The 17,479-nt window shown below is 75.3% G+C and carries 16 protein-coding genes; 9 read left to right on the forward strand and 7 right to left on the reverse strand.

Going from position 1 to position 17,479, the window contains the following annotated elements:
• Nucleotides 1-55: 55 nt before the first annotated feature.
• From ABZY91_RS16830 to ABZY91_RS16850, 5 genes are all read right to left on the reverse strand, one after another.
• The gene (locus ABZY91_RS16830) at nt 56-604 is read right to left on the reverse strand and encodes an RICIN domain-containing protein (protein ID WP_355403062.1); all 549 of its coding nucleotides are present in this window, start codon (nt 602-604) and stop codon (nt 56-58) included.
• A gap of 41 nt (nt 605-645) precedes the next feature.
• Nucleotides 646-1,179 (reverse strand): RICIN domain-containing protein, encoded by a 534-nt coding sequence (locus ABZY91_RS16835; protein ID WP_355403064.1) that lies wholly within the window; start codon nt 1,177-1,179, stop codon nt 646-648.
• Nucleotides 1,180-1,239: 60 nt separating this feature from the next.
• Nucleotides 1,240-1,782: an RICIN domain-containing protein gene (locus tag ABZY91_RS16840; protein ID WP_355403066.1), complete on the reverse strand. Its 543-nt coding sequence runs from the start codon at nt 1,780-1,782 to the stop codon at nt 1,240-1,242.
• A gap of 104 nt (nt 1,783-1,886) precedes the next feature.
• Nucleotides 1,887-2,456 (reverse strand): RICIN domain-containing protein, encoded by a 570-nt coding sequence (locus ABZY91_RS16845; RefSeq protein WP_355403068.1) that lies wholly within the window; start codon nt 2,454-2,456, stop codon nt 1,887-1,889.
• 363 nt (nt 2,457-2,819) lie between these two features.
• Nucleotides 2,820-4,124, reverse strand: coding sequence for an MFS transporter (locus ABZY91_RS16850; protein ID WP_355403070.1), 1,305 nt, complete (start codon nt 4,122-4,124; stop codon nt 2,820-2,822).
• A gap of 204 nt (nt 4,125-4,328) precedes the next feature.
• Between ABZY91_RS16850 and ABZY91_RS16855 the strand changes: the two genes are divergently transcribed.
• From ABZY91_RS16855 to ABZY91_RS16890, 8 genes are all read left to right on the forward strand, one after another.
• On the forward strand, nt 4,329-5,585 hold the full coding sequence (locus ABZY91_RS16855) for an ROK family transcriptional regulator (RefSeq protein ID WP_355403072.1): 1,257 nt from the start codon (nt 4,329-4,331) through the stop codon (nt 5,583-5,585).
• 238 nt (nt 5,586-5,823) lie between these two features.
• On the forward strand, nt 5,824-6,237 hold the full coding sequence (locus ABZY91_RS16860; protein WP_355403074.1) for a TOBE domain-containing protein: 414 nt from the start codon (nt 5,824-5,826) through the stop codon (nt 6,235-6,237).
• Nucleotides 6,238-6,273: 36 nt separating this feature from the next.
• Nucleotides 6,274-6,720, forward strand: a complete 447-nt coding sequence (locus tag ABZY91_RS16865) for a hypothetical protein (protein ID WP_355403076.1) — start codon at nt 6,274-6,276, stop codon at nt 6,718-6,720.
• A 174-nt stretch (nt 6,721-6,894) separates the two neighbouring features.
• A complete protein-coding gene (locus tag ABZY91_RS16870) occupies nt 6,895-7,623 on the forward strand; it encodes a glycerophosphodiester phosphodiesterase (protein ID WP_355403078.1) in 729 nt (242 codons plus the stop codon).
• Nucleotides 7,620-8,726: a winged helix DNA-binding domain-containing protein gene (locus ABZY91_RS16875; RefSeq protein WP_355403080.1), complete on the forward strand. Its 1,107-nt coding sequence runs from the start codon at nt 7,620-7,622 to the stop codon at nt 8,724-8,726. Before ABZY91_RS16870 ends, ABZY91_RS16875 begins: the two co-directional genes overlap by 4 nt.
• 161 nt (nt 8,727-8,887) lie before the next feature.
• The gene (locus tag ABZY91_RS16880; protein ID WP_329882427.1) at nt 8,888-9,322 is read left to right on the forward strand and encodes a hypothetical protein; all 435 of its coding nucleotides are present in this window, start codon (nt 8,888-8,890) and stop codon (nt 9,320-9,322) included.
• Between the two features lie 130 nt (nt 9,323-9,452).
• Nucleotides 9,453-10,697, forward strand: a complete 1,245-nt coding sequence (locus ABZY91_RS16885; protein WP_355403083.1) for an AI-2E family transporter — start codon at nt 9,453-9,455, stop codon at nt 10,695-10,697.
• Nucleotides 10,698-10,877: 180 nt separating this feature from the next.
• Nucleotides 10,878-11,756: a virginiamycin B lyase gene (locus tag ABZY91_RS16890; protein ID WP_355403085.1), complete on the forward strand. Its 879-nt coding sequence runs from the start codon at nt 10,878-10,880 to the stop codon at nt 11,754-11,756.
• Between the two features lie 37 nt (nt 11,757-11,793).
• Here ABZY91_RS16890 and ABZY91_RS16895 read toward each other — a convergent pair whose 3' ends face one another.
• Nucleotides 11,794-12,504, reverse strand: coding sequence for a helix-turn-helix transcriptional regulator (locus ABZY91_RS16895; protein WP_355403095.1), 711 nt, complete (start codon nt 12,502-12,504; stop codon nt 11,794-11,796).
• Nucleotides 12,505-12,795: 291 nt separating this feature from the next.
• On the opposite strand from ABZY91_RS16895, the gene ABZY91_RS16900 reads away from it, so the two are divergent.
• Entirely contained in the window at nt 12,796-14,016 is a 1,221-nt protein-coding gene (locus ABZY91_RS16900; RefSeq protein WP_355403097.1) for an MFS transporter, read from the forward strand.
• Between the two features lie 63 nt (nt 14,017-14,079).
• Here ABZY91_RS16900 and ABZY91_RS16905 read toward each other — a convergent pair whose 3' ends face one another.
• On the reverse strand, nt 14,080-17,043 hold the full coding sequence (locus ABZY91_RS16905; protein WP_355403087.1) for an AAA family ATPase: 2,964 nt from the start codon (nt 17,041-17,043) through the stop codon (nt 14,080-14,082).
• Nucleotides 17,044-17,479 lie beyond the last annotated feature (436 nt).

A 17,479-nucleotide genomic window follows, 5' to 3' on the forward strand; every position in this document is an offset into this window, starting at 1 on the left:
TAACCGCGGACGTCACCGGTCCGGGAGGCGGGACCGTCCGTGCCCGCGCCCGTGCTCAGAGTCGGACGGGCGGCCGGAGGCCGGTCCACAGCTGGTTGAGTCCCCCGTTGGCGCCCCACTGGATCACCGGGGCGCCGTCGCTCGCGTCGTACCCGGCCACGTCGAGCACCAGGCCGTTGCCGTTGCCGACGGTGCCGACCGGGTCGCTGTTGACCCCGGGGACGTACCAGCGCTGGCTGCCCGACGCCGGTCGCGGTGCGCAGTGCGACTGGACGGGCCGTTCGCCCCAGACGGTGCTGCCGCCCGGGATGTCGAGGCACAGCCCGCTGTTCCGGTTGACCAGGAACCCGTTGCTGTTGGCCGCCCACTGCTGGTTGGCCCCGCCCGTGCAGGTCCACTGGCGGACGGGCGCACCCGCGTCCCTGCGCCAGTCGGAGACCTCCAGGCACTTGCCGGTGGAGTGGTTGAAGAGCTCGAAGTAGGGGGTGTAGCTCGGTATCTGCTCCGAGGCGGCCGCCGAGGCCGACCCGGTCACGGCGAGGCCGGACGCGAGGGCGAGGACGGCGGCGCCGGAGGCGAGCCGGCTGCCGAGGGATGCGCGCATGGGGTGGTCCCTTCGCTGTCGAGACGGGGTGCTGGAGTTGTCTAGCGGACGCTGCCGGCCGGCCACGGCGAGTAGAACCAGACCTGGTTGAGGCCGTTGTTCTTCCCCCACTGGGCCACGGGGGTGCCGTCGTCGGCGCTGGAGCCGGTGAGGTCGAGCAGGAGACCGCTGTGACCGTTGGTCAGGGTGCGGATCCCGCTGTGGTGGACGACGGTCTCGGTCCAGGTCTGGTTGAGCCCGCCGTTGCAGGTCCACTGGCCGGCCCGGGTGCCCCAGGTGGTGCTGTATCCGGGGATCTCCAGGCACTTGCCGCTGCGGACGTTGACGAACTCGCCGCGGTCGGTCCGGACCCACTTCTGGTTGTCGCCGCCGGTGCAGGTCCACTGGCGGACGGGTGCGCCGTCGTCGGTGCGCCAGTCCGCTACCTCCAGGCACTTGCCGGTGGCGGCGCTGTTGATCTCGAACGGGGTGCTGTCGGCGGCCCCGGCCGGCGCCGGTACCGCCAGTGCGAGCGCACCGGCGAGGACGGCGGCGGGGCCGAGACGGACGGCGAGCGTACGGCGGGCGGTGCCCATGGTTCCTCCTGCGGTGGGGTGGGTTCGCGAACGGGGAGGACGGCCCGGACGGCTCCGGGGTCAGTGGTGCGGGCCGGGCGGGAACGGCGAGGGCGCCCAGACCTGGTTGTAACCGCCGGTCGGACCCCACTGGATGACGGGCGTGCCGTCGGCCGGGTCGGAGCCCGAGACGTCGAGGTTGAGGCCGCTGTTCAGGTTGACGATAGTGCGGCTGCCGCTGTGGAGCCGGTTGGCGTCGCTCCAGGTCTGGTTGCGTCCCCGGTTGCAACTCCACTGGCCGCCCTGGGTGCCCCAGGTGGTGCTGTACCCGGGGATCTCCAGGCACTTGCCGCTGTGGACGTTCACCAGCTCGTCGCGGTCGGTCCAGTACCACTTCTGGTTGTCGCCGCCGGTGCAGGTCCACGTCCGGACCGGGGCGCCGTCGTCGGTGCGCCAGTCGGCGACCTCCAGGCACTTGCCGACGGCGAGGTTCCCGAGCTGGAAGTGCGCGGAGTCCGCGGCGTGCGCGGGCGGGGACGGGGCGGTGACGGCCAGTCCGAGGGCGAGGGCGAGGCAGGCGGCGGTGGAGCCGGCCCGCCGGGCGAGTGCGGTGGGAGTGCTCACGGTCTTCTCCTGACGGTGGGTCGGGTCGGGTGGTCGCGGTACCGGAGGGGACCGGTGCGGGGCGGGGTGGCGGACCCGCCCCGCACCGGCGCGGTCCACCGCTTTCAGAGCGGGGTGCTGCCGTCCTTCCAGACGAAGAAGAACTGGTTGACGACGGTGCTGCGCGGCCACTGGATCGCCGGGGCGCCGGGGTCGAAGGAGACCTCGGCCACGTCGAGGGCGAGCCCGCTGTGGACGTTGACGAACTCCCGGTAGGTGCGCAACCCGTAGAAGAGACCGGTGATCCTCCAGCGCTGGTTGCTCCCCCCGTTGCAGGCCCACTGTCCGACCGGGGTGCCGGGGGTGGTGCTGTACCCGGGGATCTCCAGGCACTTGCCGCTGTGGACGTTGACGACGGCCCCTTCGGTGATCCGCCACTTCTGGTTGGCGCCGCCGGTGCAGGGCCACTGCCGGACGGGTGCGCCGTCGTCGGTGCGCCAGTCGGCGACCTCCAGGCACATCCGGGTGTGGATCGGGGAGATCACGACGTTCTGGTCGATGGTGATGATCTCCGTCGGGACCTCGTACGCCGCCGCGGGGCCGGCGCCGGCGAGTACGGCGGTCGTGACGAGGGCGAGGACGGCCGCTGCGGAGGCCGAGCCGGGACGACGCTTCACGATGGTGCGACGGGTCATGGGGCCCTCACGGCGTGTTCGAATATGGACATACCTGGGACACGGCGGTCCGTGCTCACCACGAAGCGCCGGGAGTCAAGGGCGGATGGTCGGATGTACCCGGTCCCCCCGACCGGTTCGCAGGGTTCGACTGAGGATCATTCGAAAGGGTTGTGCGGCACCTGAGGAAAGTTCATGAACCCTGAGAAGTGGCCGGGTTCGGTGGCCGAGGGTGTGCGGGCGGGGCGTGCGGGGAGCGGCGGAGGGCGCGAACGCGTGCGCCCCGGCCGCGGGGTGGCTGCGGCCGGGGCGTTTCGGTGGTCGGGGGGTCGGGGCGTTGCGGGGTCGGGTGGTGCGCGCCGGAGGACGGTTCCGGCAGCGGGTTCAGCCGTCCTTCCGCTGCCCGGTTCCGGTGCGGTCGGTCCGGCCCGGGACGGCGGCCGGTGCGGGGTGCGGGGCGGGGTGAGGGGTGCGCTCCGGAGCGGGCTTCTGGGCGGTGGCCGGCGCCCGGTCGGGCTCGGCCCGGCGCAGGGCGCCCGCGCTGAGGAACAGGGCGACGGAGAGCGCGGTGACGACCCCGAACGAGACGGTGAGCGAGGTGGCCTGCGCCAGCCCGCCGACGATCGCGGGCGCGATCAGCCCGGAGGTGTAGGTGACGGTGGCGACGCCGGCGATGGCCTGGCTCGGGTTGGTGCCGATCCGGCCGGCCGCGGCGAAGGCCAGCGGCACCACCACCGCGACGCCGACCCCGATCAGCGCGAAGCCGGGGATGGCCAGGGCCGGGCTGTCGGCGACGACGACCAGCAGGCCGCCGGCGGTGGCGATCGCCCCGCTGAGCCTGGTGGCCCGGACGGCGCCGAGCCGGCGGATCGCCGCGTCGCCCGCGAGCCGGCTGACGGCCATGGTGAGGGAGAAGGCGGTGTACGCGGCGGCGGCCACGGTCGACGAGGCGCCGGTGACGTCCCGGAGGTAGACGCCGCTCCAGTCCATCGACGCGCCCTCGGCGAACACCGCGCAGAAGCCGACCAGTCCGATCACCAGCGAGCTGCGCGGCGGCAGTGCGAACCGCGGCGGCTCCTCGGCCCCGTCCGGAGCCCGCAGGTCGGGCAGGGCGCGGCAGACCGGCTGGCTGACGGCCAGCAGGACGAGCGCGGTGACGGCGAGCTGGAGGCGCGCGTCGAGGTCCTGGTGGGCGGCGACGATGCCGAACCCGGCGGCCAGCAGCCCGCCGGCGCTCCACATCCCGTGCAGTCCGGACATGATCGAGCGGCCGAGCCGCTGCTCGATCTCCACGCCCTGGGCGTTCATCGCGACGTCGGCCATGCCGGCGCTGGCCCCGTAGAGCAGGAGGGCCGGGCAGAGGAGCGGCAGCGAGGGGGCGAGGGGCGGCAGGATCAGGGCCAGGCACCAGAGCGAGAGCAGCCCGCGGACCGCCGCCCGGCCGCCGTAGCGGTGGACGAACCGTCCGGCCAGCGGCATCGCGAGGGACGAGCCGATCGCGGGCATCACCAGGGCCAGGCCCAGCTGGCCGGGGGAGAGGTCGAGACGGTCCTGGATCCACGGGATCCGGCTGACGAACGTGCCGCTCACGGCCCCGTGCACGGCGAAGACGAGGGAGATGGAGGCCCTGGCCCGGCGTGGTGAGTCCAGTGTGTCGAGGGGTGGTCCTGCGGTCGAGGTGCTGGTCATCCGGCTTCTTCCCTCCCCGCCGCGCCGGAGGCGCGGCGGTGCCCTGAGGTGGTGGTTCCTGGTGGGTGGCTGCTGCTGGGGGTGGTACCCGTCGAGCGGTACCTGTGATCGGTGCCCGCGCGGGGTCGTCGGTGTGCGGCGGCGACGTGGGATAAATTATCAGGAAGGGACCCTGATAGAAACACTCTGGAAGGATGTCCGCCCATGACCACCGCGCGTACGGCCACGCCGAGCACCGCCCGGGCGATCAACGACCGGTTGGCGCTCAACCTGCTGCTCGACCAGGGACCCCTCACCGCCACCGAGCTGCGCGACCTCACCGGCCTCTCCCGGCCCACCGTCGCCGACCTGCTCGAACGGTTGCAGCGCACCGGGCTCGTCGCCGTGGTCGGCGAGCGCGGTGAGCAGCGGCGCGGCCCGAACGCCCGGCTCTACGCGCTGGTCGCCTCCCGTGCGCACCTCGCGGCCGTCGACGTCCGCGAGGGCGGCGTCTCGCTGGTCGTCGCCGACCTCGCCGGACAGGTCCTCGCCTCCGCGGACATCCCGGTCGACGTGCCCGGTGGCGACTCCGCGGTCGACGGCCCCGCCGCCGTCGACCGCCCCGCCGCCGACCGTGCGAGTGCCGACCGCGACACCGCGGCCCGGATCGTCCGCACCCTGCTCGACACCGCCGCCCGGGCCGGCGCCGGCCACCTGCACACCGTCGCCGTCGGCGCCCCCGGCCTGGTCGACCCCGCCACCGGCCGCCTCCAGTCCACCGGCGAGCTGCCCGCCTGGCACGCCGAACTCCTCGCCGCCCTGCGGGCGCTCCCCGGCACCGACGTGATCCTGGAGAACGAGGTCAACCTGGCCGGCCGCGCCGAGTACCGGACCGGTGCCGCCCGCGACCGGGAGGACTTCGTGCTCATCTGGCTCGGCCACAGCGTCGGCGCCGCCGTCGTCCTCGACGGCAGGCTGCGCCGCGGGGCGAGCGGCGGCACCGGTGAGATCTGCTTCCTGCCCGTTCCCGGCTCCACCGGCCTGCCCAGTGCGACCAGCTGCGAGGGCGGCTTCCACGGGCTGGCCGGCAGCGCGGCCGTCTGCGCGCTGGCCCGCGCCCACGGGCTGCCCGCCGACCCCGCCGACGACGCCTCCGCCGCCGAGGCCGCCGTCCGGGCCGCCCTGCGCGCGCCCGGTGACGATCAGCCGGGCGGGCCCTTCCTGGAGGAGCTGGCCGAGCGGATCGCCGTCGGGGCCTCGGCCGTCTGCGTCGTCCTGGACCCGGGCTGCGTCGTCCTCGGCGGCGAGACCGGCCGGGCCGGCGGCGCCGAGCTCGCCGCCCGGGTGGAACGTCGGCTCGCGATGCTCTCCCCGCTGCGCACCGAGGTCCGGGCCGGCGAGGCGGGCGGCGGCGCGGTGCTCGGCGGCGCCGTCCTCACCGCCGGTGACGCCGTCCGCCGGGACCTCTTCGGCGAGCCGTAGGCACGCAGGGGCGGCGGACGCCCTCCGGCGGACCGGCCGTCGGGCGGGCGGGCCGGTCGACGGACCCATCCGGGCCGGCCGTGCCGTCGCCGGCGGCGGCCCGGCCGGGCGCCGCTTGGCCGTGCGGGCACCCGGTACGGCAGGATGGCCGCGGGGGGCTCCGGCCAGGGCCCGCCGTGTCCGCACCGCGTCCGCCGTCACGCGTACCGGCACCCGAACGATCGTCAGGAGTCGCACCATGGGCCAGCCCGGGGCACCGGTCAACCCGTACCGCATCAGCGAGGCCGCGGCGCTGCTCGGCGTGAGCGCCGACACCATGCGGCGCTGGGTGGATGCAGGCCGGGTCGTCGCCGAGCGTGACGAGCACGGTCACCGGATCGTCCCCGGCGCCCAGCTGGCCGCCTTCGCCCGCGAGCTGGCCCGCCCGGAGAATGCGACCGAAGGGCGTGCCTCGTCCGCGCGCAACCGCTTTCCCGGCATCGTCACCGACGTCGTGCTCGGCGACGTCGCCGCCCAGGTGGAGATCCAGGCCGGGCCGTTCCGGGTGGTCTCGCTGATCAGCCGGGAGTCCGCGGAGGAGCTGGAGCTGGTGCCCGGAGCGCCTGCCACTGCCGTCATCAAGTCCACCAATGTGATGATCGAACGGCGCTGAGCGCGACCCGAGAACCCGTCAGGAGAGGATCGCCCGATGCCCCACCCCCCGCTGCCGTCCACCCAGAGCGCCGTCTTCGCGATCGAGGCGATGGCCGCCCGGCACGGCCGTGCGGTGAGCACCGATCACGACATCGGTCACGACCGGACCTTCGCCGGTCTGGTCGGCACCGGCGGCGGTGGTGACGAGCTGGCCGCGATACCCCACGAGGCCCTGGTGGAGATCCCGGGCCGGCCCGGGATCACCGTCCGGCTCTTCGTCCACGACGAGGCCGTGGTGACGGTCGACCACATCGCCTTCGACGTCCCGCGCGACAGCGTGCCGGCCTTCCTGAACTCGGTCTGGTCCGATCTGGTCCACCTCAAGCGGCGGGCCTTCCCGCCCGCCTGCACCATGATCGTCACCGTGCCGGGTGAGCCCGCCTACCGCGAGGCCGTCACCCTGCCGGTCCTCACCCCGTGGCTCGCGGGGAAGATCCGCTGACCACCCGGCCGGTGCCCGCAGTGTCCGCGGTGCCCGCCGGCCCGGCGTACCCCTCGACCGCGCACCTCCCACCGGCCGACGACCGACCCGACCACCGACCCGATGATCGACCCGACGAGCGACCCGATGAGCGAATTGATGCGCGCACCGATGAGTGAACCGATGAACGGACCGATGACCGACTCACCCCGCCCGCAGGGCTCCGCCCCCCGCCCGGTGCTGGCCGTCGCCCACCGGGGCGACCCGTACCGGTACCGCGAGAACACCCTCCCGTCGATCGAGTCGGCGCTCGCCGCCGGGGCCGACGCCGTCGAGGTCGACGTCCGGCTCACCAGGGACCGCGTCCCGGTCCTGCTGCACGACGCGACGCTGGAACGGCTCTGGGGTGACCCGCGCGCACTCGACCGGGTCACCGCCGAGCAGCTCGACGACCTGGGTGACGGGCAGTACGCCGTCCCCACCCTCGCCGAGGCGCTCAAGGCCGCGGAGGCGTCGCCGACGGCCAGGCTGCTCATCGACCTCGACGACCCGACGCCCGCCGCGGCGGCCTGGGAGGCCGTCACCGGGCTCGGCGCCGAGCGGCGGGTCGCGTTCTGCGGCCCGGCCACCGCGATGCTCGCCGTCCGCGCGCTCGCCCCCGGGGCGGAGATCGCGCTCACCTGGAAGCAGCCCCGGCTGCCCGTCCGCGCCCTGCTGGACGACCTGCGCCCGCACTACCTCAACCCGCCGTTCGGCCTGGCCACCCCGGAGTTCACCGCAGCCGCGCACCACGCCGGGCTCGCCGTCTCCACCTGGACCGCCGACCTGCGCCGCACCATGCGCAGGCTGCGCGCCGCAGGTGTCGACTCGATCACCAGCAACCGGATCGCCGTCCTGCGCTCCGTCCTGGACGGCAGCCGGTGAACGACGGCGAGGTCCTCGGGCCGAGAGCGCTCGGCCGCGCGCTGCTGGCCCGGCAGCACCTGCTGACCCGTACCGCCGCCACCCCGGCCGCGATGATCGGGCACCTCGGCGGCCTCCAGGCCCAGGCCGTCCCGCAGCCGCCCTACCTCGGGCTGCTCGCCCGGCTGGACGGCTTCACCCCGGACGCGCTCGACGAGCTGATCGAGGGGCGGCAGGCCGTCCGGATCGCCCTCCAGCGCGGCACCATCCACCTGGTCACGGCGGAGGACTGCCTCACACTGCGCCCGTTGCTCCAGCCGGTGCTGGACCAGGGGCTGCGCGCCACCTTCGGCAAGCGCCTGGACGGTCTCGACCTCGACGCGCTGGCCGCCGAGGCCCGCGCCCTGGTGGAGGAGGAACCCCGGACGTTCCAGCGGCTCGGCGTCGAGCTGGCGGCCACCCGCGCCGACCGCGACCCGGCCGCGCTGGCGCAGGCGGCGCGCTGCCTGCTGCCGCTGGTGCAGGTCCCGCCGCGCGGCCTCTGGGGCCGTGGCGGCCCCGCCGCGCACACCACCGCCGAGGACTGGCTCGGCCGTCCGCTCGATCCTGCGCCCTCGCTCGACGACCTCGCCCTGCGCTACCTGGCGGCCTTCGGTCCGGCCACTGTCGCCGACCTGCAGAAGTGGTGCGGCCTCAGCCGGCTCGCCCCGGTGCTGAAGCGCCTCGCCCCCGGTCTGGTCACCTTCCGCGACGACCACGGCCGGCTGCTCCACGACCTGCCCGACGCGCCCCGGCCCGACCCGGACACCCCGGCGCCGGTCCGGCTGGTCGCGCCGTTCGACAACCTGCTCCTCTCGCACGCCGACCGCACCCGCGTGCTGCCCGAGGAGTACCGGGGCCGGGTGATGACGCAGAACGGCATCGTGCTCGGCACCCTGCTGGTGGACGGACTCGTCGCCGGGAGCTGGCGGCTGGCCGAGGACCGGCCCGGTGAGCGGGTGGTGACGGTCCGCCCGTTCGTGCCGCAGGCCCGGGCCGACCGGCGTGCGGCCGAGGCGGAGGCCGAGCGGGTGCTGGCGTTCGCGGGCGGGGGCGGGGCGGTCCGCTTCGAGGACCCGGAGTAGGGGCGGACGTTCGACGGTCGGTCCGGTGTTCGGGGAGGGCGACTCGTTCGAGTGTCCTGCGGCGGGTGGTCCGTGCACGGAGCGGCCGGCCTGGCTTGAATCGACCCACCCGTCGGACGGCGGCGCCGCACGCGGCGCCGCCCCGTGAAGTGGAGTCGACAATGGCAGCACCTGTACCGGACGGCGTCTACGCCATCGGCAAGCCGGAGGAGCAACTGCTCACCCTCCAGGAAGCGAAGGAGTTCGTGGTCGTCCTCCCGCCGACCGGTGGGCCCGGCGAGCAGGAGTGGGAGGTGGCCGCGCAGAGCAACGGGAACGTCGTCGTCAAGAACCTCCGGCACGGCAGCTTCCTCGGGCTGGAGGGCAGGCCGGAGGTGAACCAGCAGGTCGTCGGTGCCGCCGAGCCCTTCGAGTGGGTGCTCTACCAGGCCGCCGAGCCGTACTCCTTCCACGTCGTCCTCCCCGGCGGCCCGGTCGACGGTGAGGAACTGGCGCTCGACCTGAGCGTGCTGCGGATCTTCCCGCCGCGTACCGCGCTGCGGCCGTTGGACGTCGAGGACCAGGCGCAGACCTGGTCGTTCAGGTTCCACGAGTGACGGAGGGGCGTCCGGGCCGGTACCGCCACGGCCGGCCCGGGCGCGCCCGAGAGGGAACAAAACGCGCAATTGATCGGATCATCTGCTGAGATGGGGCAGACCTGGACCGATCGACCGGACGGAGACGCGGATGCCGGGGGAGCCGGGGAAACCAGGGGCGCAGCCGGGGGAGCGGGGGGAGCGGGAGGAAGGCCCGTCCGGCGACGGCTCGCAGGCGGAACGGCGCGAGGCCGAACGGCGCGGACCGGTCGACGTCCTCGAAGCGAGGCCCACGGACCACCGCCGTCCCTACCTGATGCTGCCGCCCCCGATCCGGGCCGCGGCCGCGTGGTCGGTGGCGGTCATCCTGCTCATCACCGTCGCCTCGCTGGTGGTCTACGCCCTCGTCGAACTGCGCGCCGCCACCGTCCCGGTCATCCTGGCGCTGCTCGGCACCTCGCTGCTGTACCCCGTGATGCCCTGGATGGTCCGACGCGGCGTCAGCCGCTCGGTCGCCTCCGGGCTCACGTGCGCGGTGCTGGTGGCCGCCGTGGGCGGGGTGATCGCCCTCCTGGTCAACTCCCTGGTGCACAGCGCACCGCAGATCGCCGCCTCGCTCCAGGAGGCCGGCGACCGGATCGCCGCATGGCTCGGCCCGCTCGGCGAGAAGATCCGGCACGCCCTCGACAACGCCCAGGGCGAGACCAGCTCGCTGCTCTCGACCGTCACCGACGGCGTGCTGTCCGGGCTCGGCCTGGCCACCCAGATCGTCACCGGAGCCGTGCTGGCACTCGCGCTGGTCTTCTTCTTCCTCCGCGACGGCCACCGCACCGGCGACGCCATCCGCTCCTACCTGCCCGGCCGCACCGCCGACACGGTCGTCGCCTGTGCCGAGCGGGCCTTCGAGGCGATGGCCGGGTTCATGCGCGGCACGACCCTGATCGCCCTGATCGACGCCTTCTTCATCACCGTCGGCCTGCTCGTGCTGAGCGTCCCCGGTGCGCCCGGCCTCGGTGCGCTGGTCTTCATGGGCGCCTACATCCCCTTCGTCGGGGCCTTCCTCTCCGGTGCGGTCGCCGTCCTGGTGGCGCTCGCCGAAGGCGGCTTCGGGACGGCGCTCTGGGCGCTCGGCATCGTGCTCGCCGTCCAGGTCATCGAGGGCAACATCCTCCAGCCGCTGATCCAGAGCCGCACCGTGGAACTCCACCCGGCCACCATCATGGTCGCGGTGGTGGCCGGCGCCGGGATCGCCGGCATCCTCGGTGCCCTGCTCGCGGTGCCGATCTGTGCCGCCGTCCTGGGCGTCGTCTCCGTCCTGCGGGGCGATCCGAACCGCCGGGCGCGCGGCGGGCGGCGGAACGGCACGGCCCCCGCCGAGGTGGCCGTACCGGAGTAGGCGGCCGGGCGCCGTCCTCCCGGCCGTCCCGGTTGCCCGGGCGGCTGCCCTGCCCGTCCGTCCTGCCCGTCCGTCCTGCCCGATCGTCCGGAACCCGGTTGCCGTGCGTGTGCCGAGTAGTGGAGAGTGCCGGGTGCGGGGGAGCCGCCGAGGTGTCACGAGAGAGGGGCGGGGCTGCTGATGACGGTCGAACGTATCAAGGTGTCGGACGGTGAGGCCGGTCCGTACGGCGTGACGGTCGGTCCGGACGGAGCGATCTGGTACACGCTGGTGCACGCCGGGGAGATCGGACGGCTGGCGGCCGACGGCACGGTGACCGGGTACGGGCTGGGCGCGCCGGAGTGCGGACCGTCGGTGATCACGGCCGGCCCGGACGGCGCGCTCTGGTTCACGCGGATGCGCGACCACCGGATCGGACGGATCGGCACCGACGGGGCCGAGCGCTCCTTCGCGCTGCCGGGCGAGGGCGCCGGTCCGTACGGGATCACGGCCGGCCCGGACGGCGCGCTCTGGTTCACCGAGCTGAGCGCCGACCGGATCGGCCGGATCACCGTGGACGGCGAGGTGACGGAGTACCCGCTGCCCGTCACCGGAGGCTTCCCGTCGATGATCGCCGCCGGGCCGGACGGGGCGCTCTGGTTCACCCTCAACCAGGCCGACGCGGTCGGCCGGATCACGGTCGAGGGCGAGGTGACGATCCATCCGCTGCCCACCACCGGCACCGCGCCGGTCGGCATCGCAAGCGGTGCCGACGGCGCGCTCTGGTTCGTCGGGATCGGCGCCGGGCTGGTCGGCCGGATCGAGGTCGACGGCAAGGTCACGGAGTACCCGCTGCCCGACCGGGCCGCCCGACCGCACGCCATCACCGCCGACCCGGACGGCCGGCTCTGGTTCACCGAGTGGGGCGCCGGCCGGATCGGTTCGCTCGGTCCCGGGGGCGACTACCGGAGCCACGAGCTGCCGGTGTCCGGCGCGGAGCCGCACGGCATCGTCGTCGGCCCGGACGGCGCGGTGTACGCGGCGCTGGAGATCGGCGAGATCGCCCGCCTCGCCCGGTAGCGGAGCCACCGGGCCGGCAGCGGCTACGGCGGGGCGGTCAGCGCGGTGAGTCCGTCCGGCGGTGGTGGGCGGCGGGGGTGTGGCCGAAGACCCGGCGGAAGGCGTCGATGAAGGCACCGGCCGACGCCCAGCCGCAGCGGTGCGCCACCGCCGTGACCGGCAGGTCGTCGGCCAGCAGCTTCAGCGCGTGGTGCAGTCGTAGCTGGGTGCGCCACTGGGGGAAGGTCATGCCCAGTTCGTCGTGGCAGAGCCGGCTGAGGGTGCGGGACCCGGCCCCGGCGGCCCGGCCGAGCTCGGCGAGGGTGCGCCGGTCGGCCGGGTCCCGGTCGAGGAGGGCCCCGACCGCGGCGAGCCGCGGGTCGCGCGGCACGGGCAGGTGCAGCGGCTGCTCGGGGGCGTGCCGCAGTTGGTCCAGCAGGACGGCCAGCACGCGCCGCCCCTCCTCGGTCCGTTCGGTGCCGGGGCTGCTGTACGCGATCAGGAGCTCGCGCAGCAGCGGGCCCACCGCCAGCACGGCCGGGCGGGTCAGCCCGAGCGGGTTCCGGTCCAGCGGCAGGCCGACCGTGTGCAGCACCGTCCGTCCGTACGCGCGGTGCCGGTGGAGCGTCCCGGCCGGGATCCAGAGGGCCCGCGTCGCCGGTGCCACCCAGGTGCCCGCGTCCGTGGTCACCGCGAGCACGCCGCGGCCCGCGTACACGATCTGGTGCACCTCGTGCCGGTGCGCGGCCACCTCCGAGCCGGCCGGCAGCGGTCGCGTGGTGGTCGGGTGGTCCGTCGGGCCGTGCTGCGCACGGTCGGGACCGGGCGGTCGATCGGGTGAGGGGGCGGTTGACGGACAGGGCGTCTGGTCGGGCGTCCGGTCGGGCGACTGATCGGGCGTCTGGTCGGGCGGCGGGGGTTGGCAAGAATCCGGCATCGATCGGCACTTTATCGGAAGTGCGCCACCGGTCCGGTCCCCGATGATCGGCTCGTGACCTCCCAGACCTCGTCCCGAACCGCCCGGACCGGCGGGGCCGGTCGGCCCCGCGGTGCCGCCCCGATCGCCGCGCTGGCCGCCGGCCATGCGGCCGTCGACTTCTACCAGGGCGTCGTCCCCGCCCTGATCCCCTTCCTCGTCGCCGGCCGCGGGCTGGGCTACCTCGCCGCGTCGGGGATCATGCTGGCCGCGACGCTGCTCTCGTCCGTCGTGCAGCCGCTGTTCGGCGTGCTGACGGACCGTTGGGCGATGCCCTGGCTGATTCCGGCCGCGACGGTGACGGCAGGTGCCGGAGTCGGCGTGGCCGGGCTGTTCGGGACCTACCCGCTGGTCTGCGCGGCGGTCGCGGTCTCCGGGATCGGGGTGGCCGCCTACCACCCCGAGTCCGCTCGGCTGGCGCGGGCCGCGAGCGGTACGGGCCACACCCGGATGGGCTGGTACTCGCTCGGCGGCAACATCGGCTTCGCTCTCGCCCCGCTGCTGACCGGCCCGGTGCTGGAGGCCGGCGGGCTCGGTGCGACGCCCTGGCTGGTGCCGCCCGCGCTGGCCGCCGCCGTGCTGACCGGCCCGGTGGTCCGCAACCTGGCCACCCGGACGGCCGTCGCGCAGTCCGCCGCCCCGCGCGGTGGCGGGCACGACGACTGGCCCGCGTTCCTTCGGCTCTCGGCGGTGGTCGGCTGCCGCTCGGTGGTCTTCGTCGGGCTGAGCGCCTTCGTCGCCCTCTACGCCCGGCAGCGGCTCGGCGGCGGGACGGGCGGCAGTTCCGGCGCCGGGACGGTGGCGCTGTTCGCCCTGTTCGCGGGCGGCGCGGTCGGCACCGTCCTGGGCGGGTGGCTCGCCTCGCGCTGGGGCCGGGTGCGGACCGTCCGGTGCGCGTACGCGGCCGCCGTCCCGGCCGTGGCCGGACTGCTGCTGGTGCCCGGGCCGGCGCTGTACGGCTTCGCGGCGGTCGTCTCGCTGGCCCTGTACGTGCCCTTCTCGATCCAGGTGACGCTCGGCCAGGACTACCTCCCGAGCCGGATCGGGACCGCCAGTGGCGTCACCCTCGGCCTCGCCGTCAGCGTCGGCGGGGTCGCCGGCCCGGTGATCGGGCTGCTCGCCGATCACGTGGGTCTGCGGGTCGCGCTCGCGCCGCTGGCGGCCCTGTGCGCGGCGGCGTGGTGGATCGCGCGCCGACTGGTGGAGCCCGCCGGGGCGGCGGCGGTGGCGGCGGCCGGCACGGAGCCGCCGGCCGAAGCGGCGGGGCTGTCCGGGACGGCCGGCGGTCCGGTCCGGGAGTCCTGACGGCGGAGCCCGCCGGGTGCGGCCCCGCGCGGACACCGGTACAGGCTCCGCCGGGCGCCCGGGTCAGCCCTCGCCGCAGAGTTCGGAGGCCAGGTCGCAGAGCCCGGCGCGGTCGGTGCGGCCGGTCTTGGCCAGCAGGTTGGCCATGTGCTTCTCCACCGTGCGGGGGGAGATGGACAGCTTCCGGGCCAGCTCCTGGTTGCCCGGGCGGGCGGCGAGCAGGACGAAGACCTCGTACTCGCGGACCGTCACCCCGCAGGTGCGCAGCCGGGCCGGCACGGCGTCGCGGCCTCCCCGGTGCTGGGCGACACTGGCGCCGGCCCGTCGCAGCAGCGTCCGGCAGGCGGCGGCGACCGGTTGCACCTCCGCCTGGTGGAAGTACTCCTCGGCGGTGCGCAGCCAGGTCACCGGATCGCCCCATCCGTCGGCCAGCGCGGCCTCCGCGGTCAGCCGCAGGGCGAGGTGGTGGGCCAGCGGGAACGGTGCGGCGGTCAGCCGGGCCTCCGTGACCGCACGGGTGGCCTCGGCCGACCGGCCCTCACGGCCCAGCAGGACCGCCTCGGCGAAGCCCAGGAACTGACGGTTCCAGGCGAGTTCGGCGGCCGGCGAGGCCACGGCCCGGTCGAGCTCGGCCCGCCCCCAGCGGCCGTCGGCCACCTCCAGCAGCGGATGCAGGCCGTGCCGGCCGGCCAGGTAGAAGACGCTGGGGTGCTCCTGCTCCCAGACCAGGCCGGCCGCCAGCTCGGCGGTGGCCCCGGCCCGGTCCTCGGCGAGCAGCGCACCGACGGCCCGGCAGAGCCCGTACCGCAGCGGCATCAGGAACGACTCCTCGCCGCCGGCCTGCCGGAACCGGGCCAGTTCGCGTTCCGTCTCCCGGCCGCGGCCGCGGTGCGCGGCCAGGGTGGCGGAACAGAGCAGCAGGTAGCGGTGGGCGGCGAGGTTGCGCAGCCGGGCGGTGGCGTCCAGACAGCGGTCGACGATCTCCCGGGCGGTGTCCCACTCGCCGCGCAGCACCGCGTTCATCGCGAGCAGTCCGTCCAGCGTCTGGGTGAGCATGATCGCGCCGAGCCCGGCGGCGGCCTCGCGGGCCCGCTCCAGCCGGGTGCCGTCGCCCGTGCGCATGAAGGCGTTGGCCCCCAGCCGGAGCAGCGCCTCGACCCGCCAGACCGGCAGGGCGTGGGCCTCGGCGACGGCCAGCATGCGTTCCAGGCAGGCGTCGGCGGCGTCGAAGCCGCGTTCGCGGGCGAGCAGGGCGAGCAGTTGCCAGGCCTGGCAGGCGACCACCGGCAGCCCGGCCCGTTCGGCCACCTCGGCGGCCTGGCGGGCGCGTCGCTCGGCCTCGGCGAGGCGGGTGGCGGTGTCGGTCCGGTCCTGCGGGTCGTGGACCGGCAGCAGGGCGAGGTGTCCCTCGACGACCGCGAGTGCGGCGTCCTGCTCGGGCCGTGGGCGGTCGGCCGAGAGCGTGCGTACGGCGGCGACCTGGGCCACCGCGTCCGGGCCGCGCTCGGCCATGACCGCCGCCCAGGCGAGGCGGGTGTGGAGGTCGATCCGGCGCTCGACGGCGGGGGTCCGGGCCGGTCCCCGGTCGGCGTGGACCGGGGGCAGCGTCCGGGCCAGCTCGAACGCCCGGTCCAGCTGGCCCGCCTCGGCGAGTGCGGGCAGCAGCCGTTCGGTGACGGTGGTCCGTTCGGCGTCCCCGGCGAGCTCGCGGGCGCGTTCCAGCAGGATCACCGCCGAGCTGGCCGCGCCCGCCTCCAGCATCCGCCGTCCGGCCTCCGCGAAGTGCACCGCCGCGCCCGCCCGGTCGCCACCCGCGAGCAGCAGGGAGGCGACCAACTGGCGTCTTTCGTCGGCGAGTTCAGGATCCGTTCGGACGATCGCCCGGGCTGCCCGGCGGGCCAGCGCGGCCCGTTCGGCGGGGGCCAGGGCGGCGGTTACCGCGTCGGCGGTCAGGGCGTGCCGGAACGCGTAGCGGTCGGGGGCGGCGCCGTCCGGCACGATCATGTTGGCCTCGGACGCCGAGCGCAGGTGGCTGAAGAGGGTCCGGTCGTCGTACCCGGTGATCAACTGGACGGTGGTCACCGAGAACCGGCTGCCCAGGGTGGCGGCGGTCAGCAGTAACTCTCGTACCTGAGGGTCGAGTTGGTCGATCCGGCGACTCCAGCTGCGGACGATGGTGCTGGGCACGCCGGTCCGTGGTCCGCCCGGCAGGGTCCAGCGGCCGTCCTCGCCGCGGTGCAGCGCGCGGGAGTCCAGCATGTCGGCGAGCAACTCCTCGACCAGGTAGGGGCAGCCGTCGCCACGTGCGGCCAACTGGTCGATGACGGCCGCCGGTACGTCGGCGACCTCGCTCTCCAGGATCGCCGCGGCCAGCGCGGCGACCTCGGTGGGTGGCAGCGGGCGCAGTTCGGCGACGGTGGCGGCGCGCCGGCGCTCGGCGGTCCGGACCAGGTCCAGGGCGGGGCCCGGTTCGGCGCGCAGCGTGCCGAGCAGCAGCACCGGCAGGCCGTCCAGGTTGTCGACGAGGTACTCCAGCACGGCGACGGTCTCCGCGTCGGTGTCGTGCAGGTCCTCCAGCAGCAGCACGCAGCCCTGGTCGCGGCCGAGTACGGCGAGCAGCCGCAGCAGCGCCTCGGCCAGCTCGACCACCGTCTCCGGGTAGGCGCCCGTGCCGGCCGCCGACGCCCCGTCGCGCCACTCCGGCACCAGCCGGGCGAGCGCCGGGCGGTAGGGGGCGAGTTCGGGATCGGCCGGCGGGCCGGCGGCCCGGAACCGGGAGGAGAGCGCCTCGATCAGCGGGCGGAAGGGCGTCACCGTGCCGGTCGAACTGCCCCGTCCGCGCAGGACCGGAAGGCCCAGCCCGTACGCCTGGTAGGCGCATTCGCCGGCCAGCCTGGACTTGCCGATACCGGCCTCGCCGAGCAGGAAGACCGCCCCGCCGGCCCGCTGCCGGGCGGCGGACAGCACATCGCCGAGCAGTCCGATCTCGGCTGCCCGGCCGACGGTGATCGACGACGTGGTGCGCATGGCCGCAGGCTACTTGACGTGGCATCTGTTCTGAAGGGCGGCGAATCGGCCACGAAGCAGACACGGTACGAACACGGGAGGATTACGGCTCGACCACATGGATGGGGCGGTGGTCCGGCGGGGTGACGGGTGTGACGGATGTGATCACTGGGTCGGGTGGGGTGTCCGGGAGTGGGGAGGCCGGGGTGCGGAGCGGTGTTCCGGAACGGTGCGGCCGGTTCCGGCGGGGCGGAGGGGGCGGGTGGCACGGCCGTCCCGCCGGGTGGTGCAGGTGGGGCGCACAGGAGCACGGGGTGCGGGCGGACGGCGGCGGGTGCGGGCCGGTCGGCTTGCAATTCCGGGGCGCGGGGCGCGCCGGGAGGGGCGCACGGGCGCACGGCGCGGTGCGGCGGCGCGTAGTGGCGCGGGGCCCCCCCCGGGGGGGGGCCGGACCCCC

It is taken from the genome of Kitasatospora sp. NPDC002965, assembly GCF_040611255.1.
Taxonomy (GTDB): Bacteria; Actinomycetota; Actinomycetes; order Streptomycetales; family Streptomycetaceae; genus Kitasatospora.

Excerpts from the sequence above, each read along its gene's own strand:
- ABZY91_RS16850 (WP_355403070.1), bottom strand. The coding sequence starts at position 4,124 with ATGACCAGCACCTCGACCGCAGGACCACCCCTCGACACACTGGACTCA.
- ABZY91_RS16860 (WP_355403074.1), top strand. The coding sequence starts at position 5,824 with ATGGGCCAGCCCGGGGCACCGGTCAACCCGTACCGCATCAGCGAGGCC.
- ABZY91_RS16905 (WP_355403087.1), bottom strand. The coding sequence starts at position 17,043 with ATGCGCACCACGTCGTCGATCACCGTCGGCCGGGCAGCCGAGATCGGA.
- ABZY91_RS16855 (WP_355403072.1), top strand. The coding sequence starts at position 4,329 with ATGACCACCGCGCGTACGGCCACGCCGAGCACCGCCCGGGCGATCAAC.
- ABZY91_RS16835 (WP_355403064.1), bottom strand. The coding sequence starts at position 1,179 with ATGGGCACCGCCCGCCGTACGCTCGCCGTCCGTCTCGGCCCCGCCGCC.
- ABZY91_RS16870 (WP_355403078.1), top strand. The coding sequence starts at position 6,895 with ATGACCGACTCACCCCGCCCGCAGGGCTCCGCCCCCCGCCCGGTGCTG.
- ABZY91_RS16890 (WP_355403085.1), top strand. The coding sequence starts at position 10,878 with ATGACGGTCGAACGTATCAAGGTGTCGGACGGTGAGGCCGGTCCGTAC.
- ABZY91_RS16880 (WP_329882427.1), top strand. The coding sequence starts at position 8,888 with ATGGCAGCACCTGTACCGGACGGCGTCTACGCCATCGGCAAGCCGGAG.
- ABZY91_RS16830 (WP_355403062.1), bottom strand. The coding sequence starts at position 604 with ATGCGCGCATCCCTCGGCAGCCGGCTCGCCTCCGGCGCCGCCGTCCTC.
- ABZY91_RS16865 (WP_355403076.1), top strand. The coding sequence starts at position 6,274 with ATGCCCCACCCCCCGCTGCCGTCCACCCAGAGCGCCGTCTTCGCGATC.
- ABZY91_RS16885 (WP_355403083.1), top strand. The coding sequence starts at position 9,453 with ATGCCGGGGGAGCCGGGGAAACCAGGGGCGCAGCCGGGGGAGCGGGGG.
- ABZY91_RS16845 (WP_355403068.1), bottom strand. The coding sequence starts at position 2,456 with ATGACCCGTCGCACCATCGTGAAGCGTCGTCCCGGCTCGGCCTCCGCA.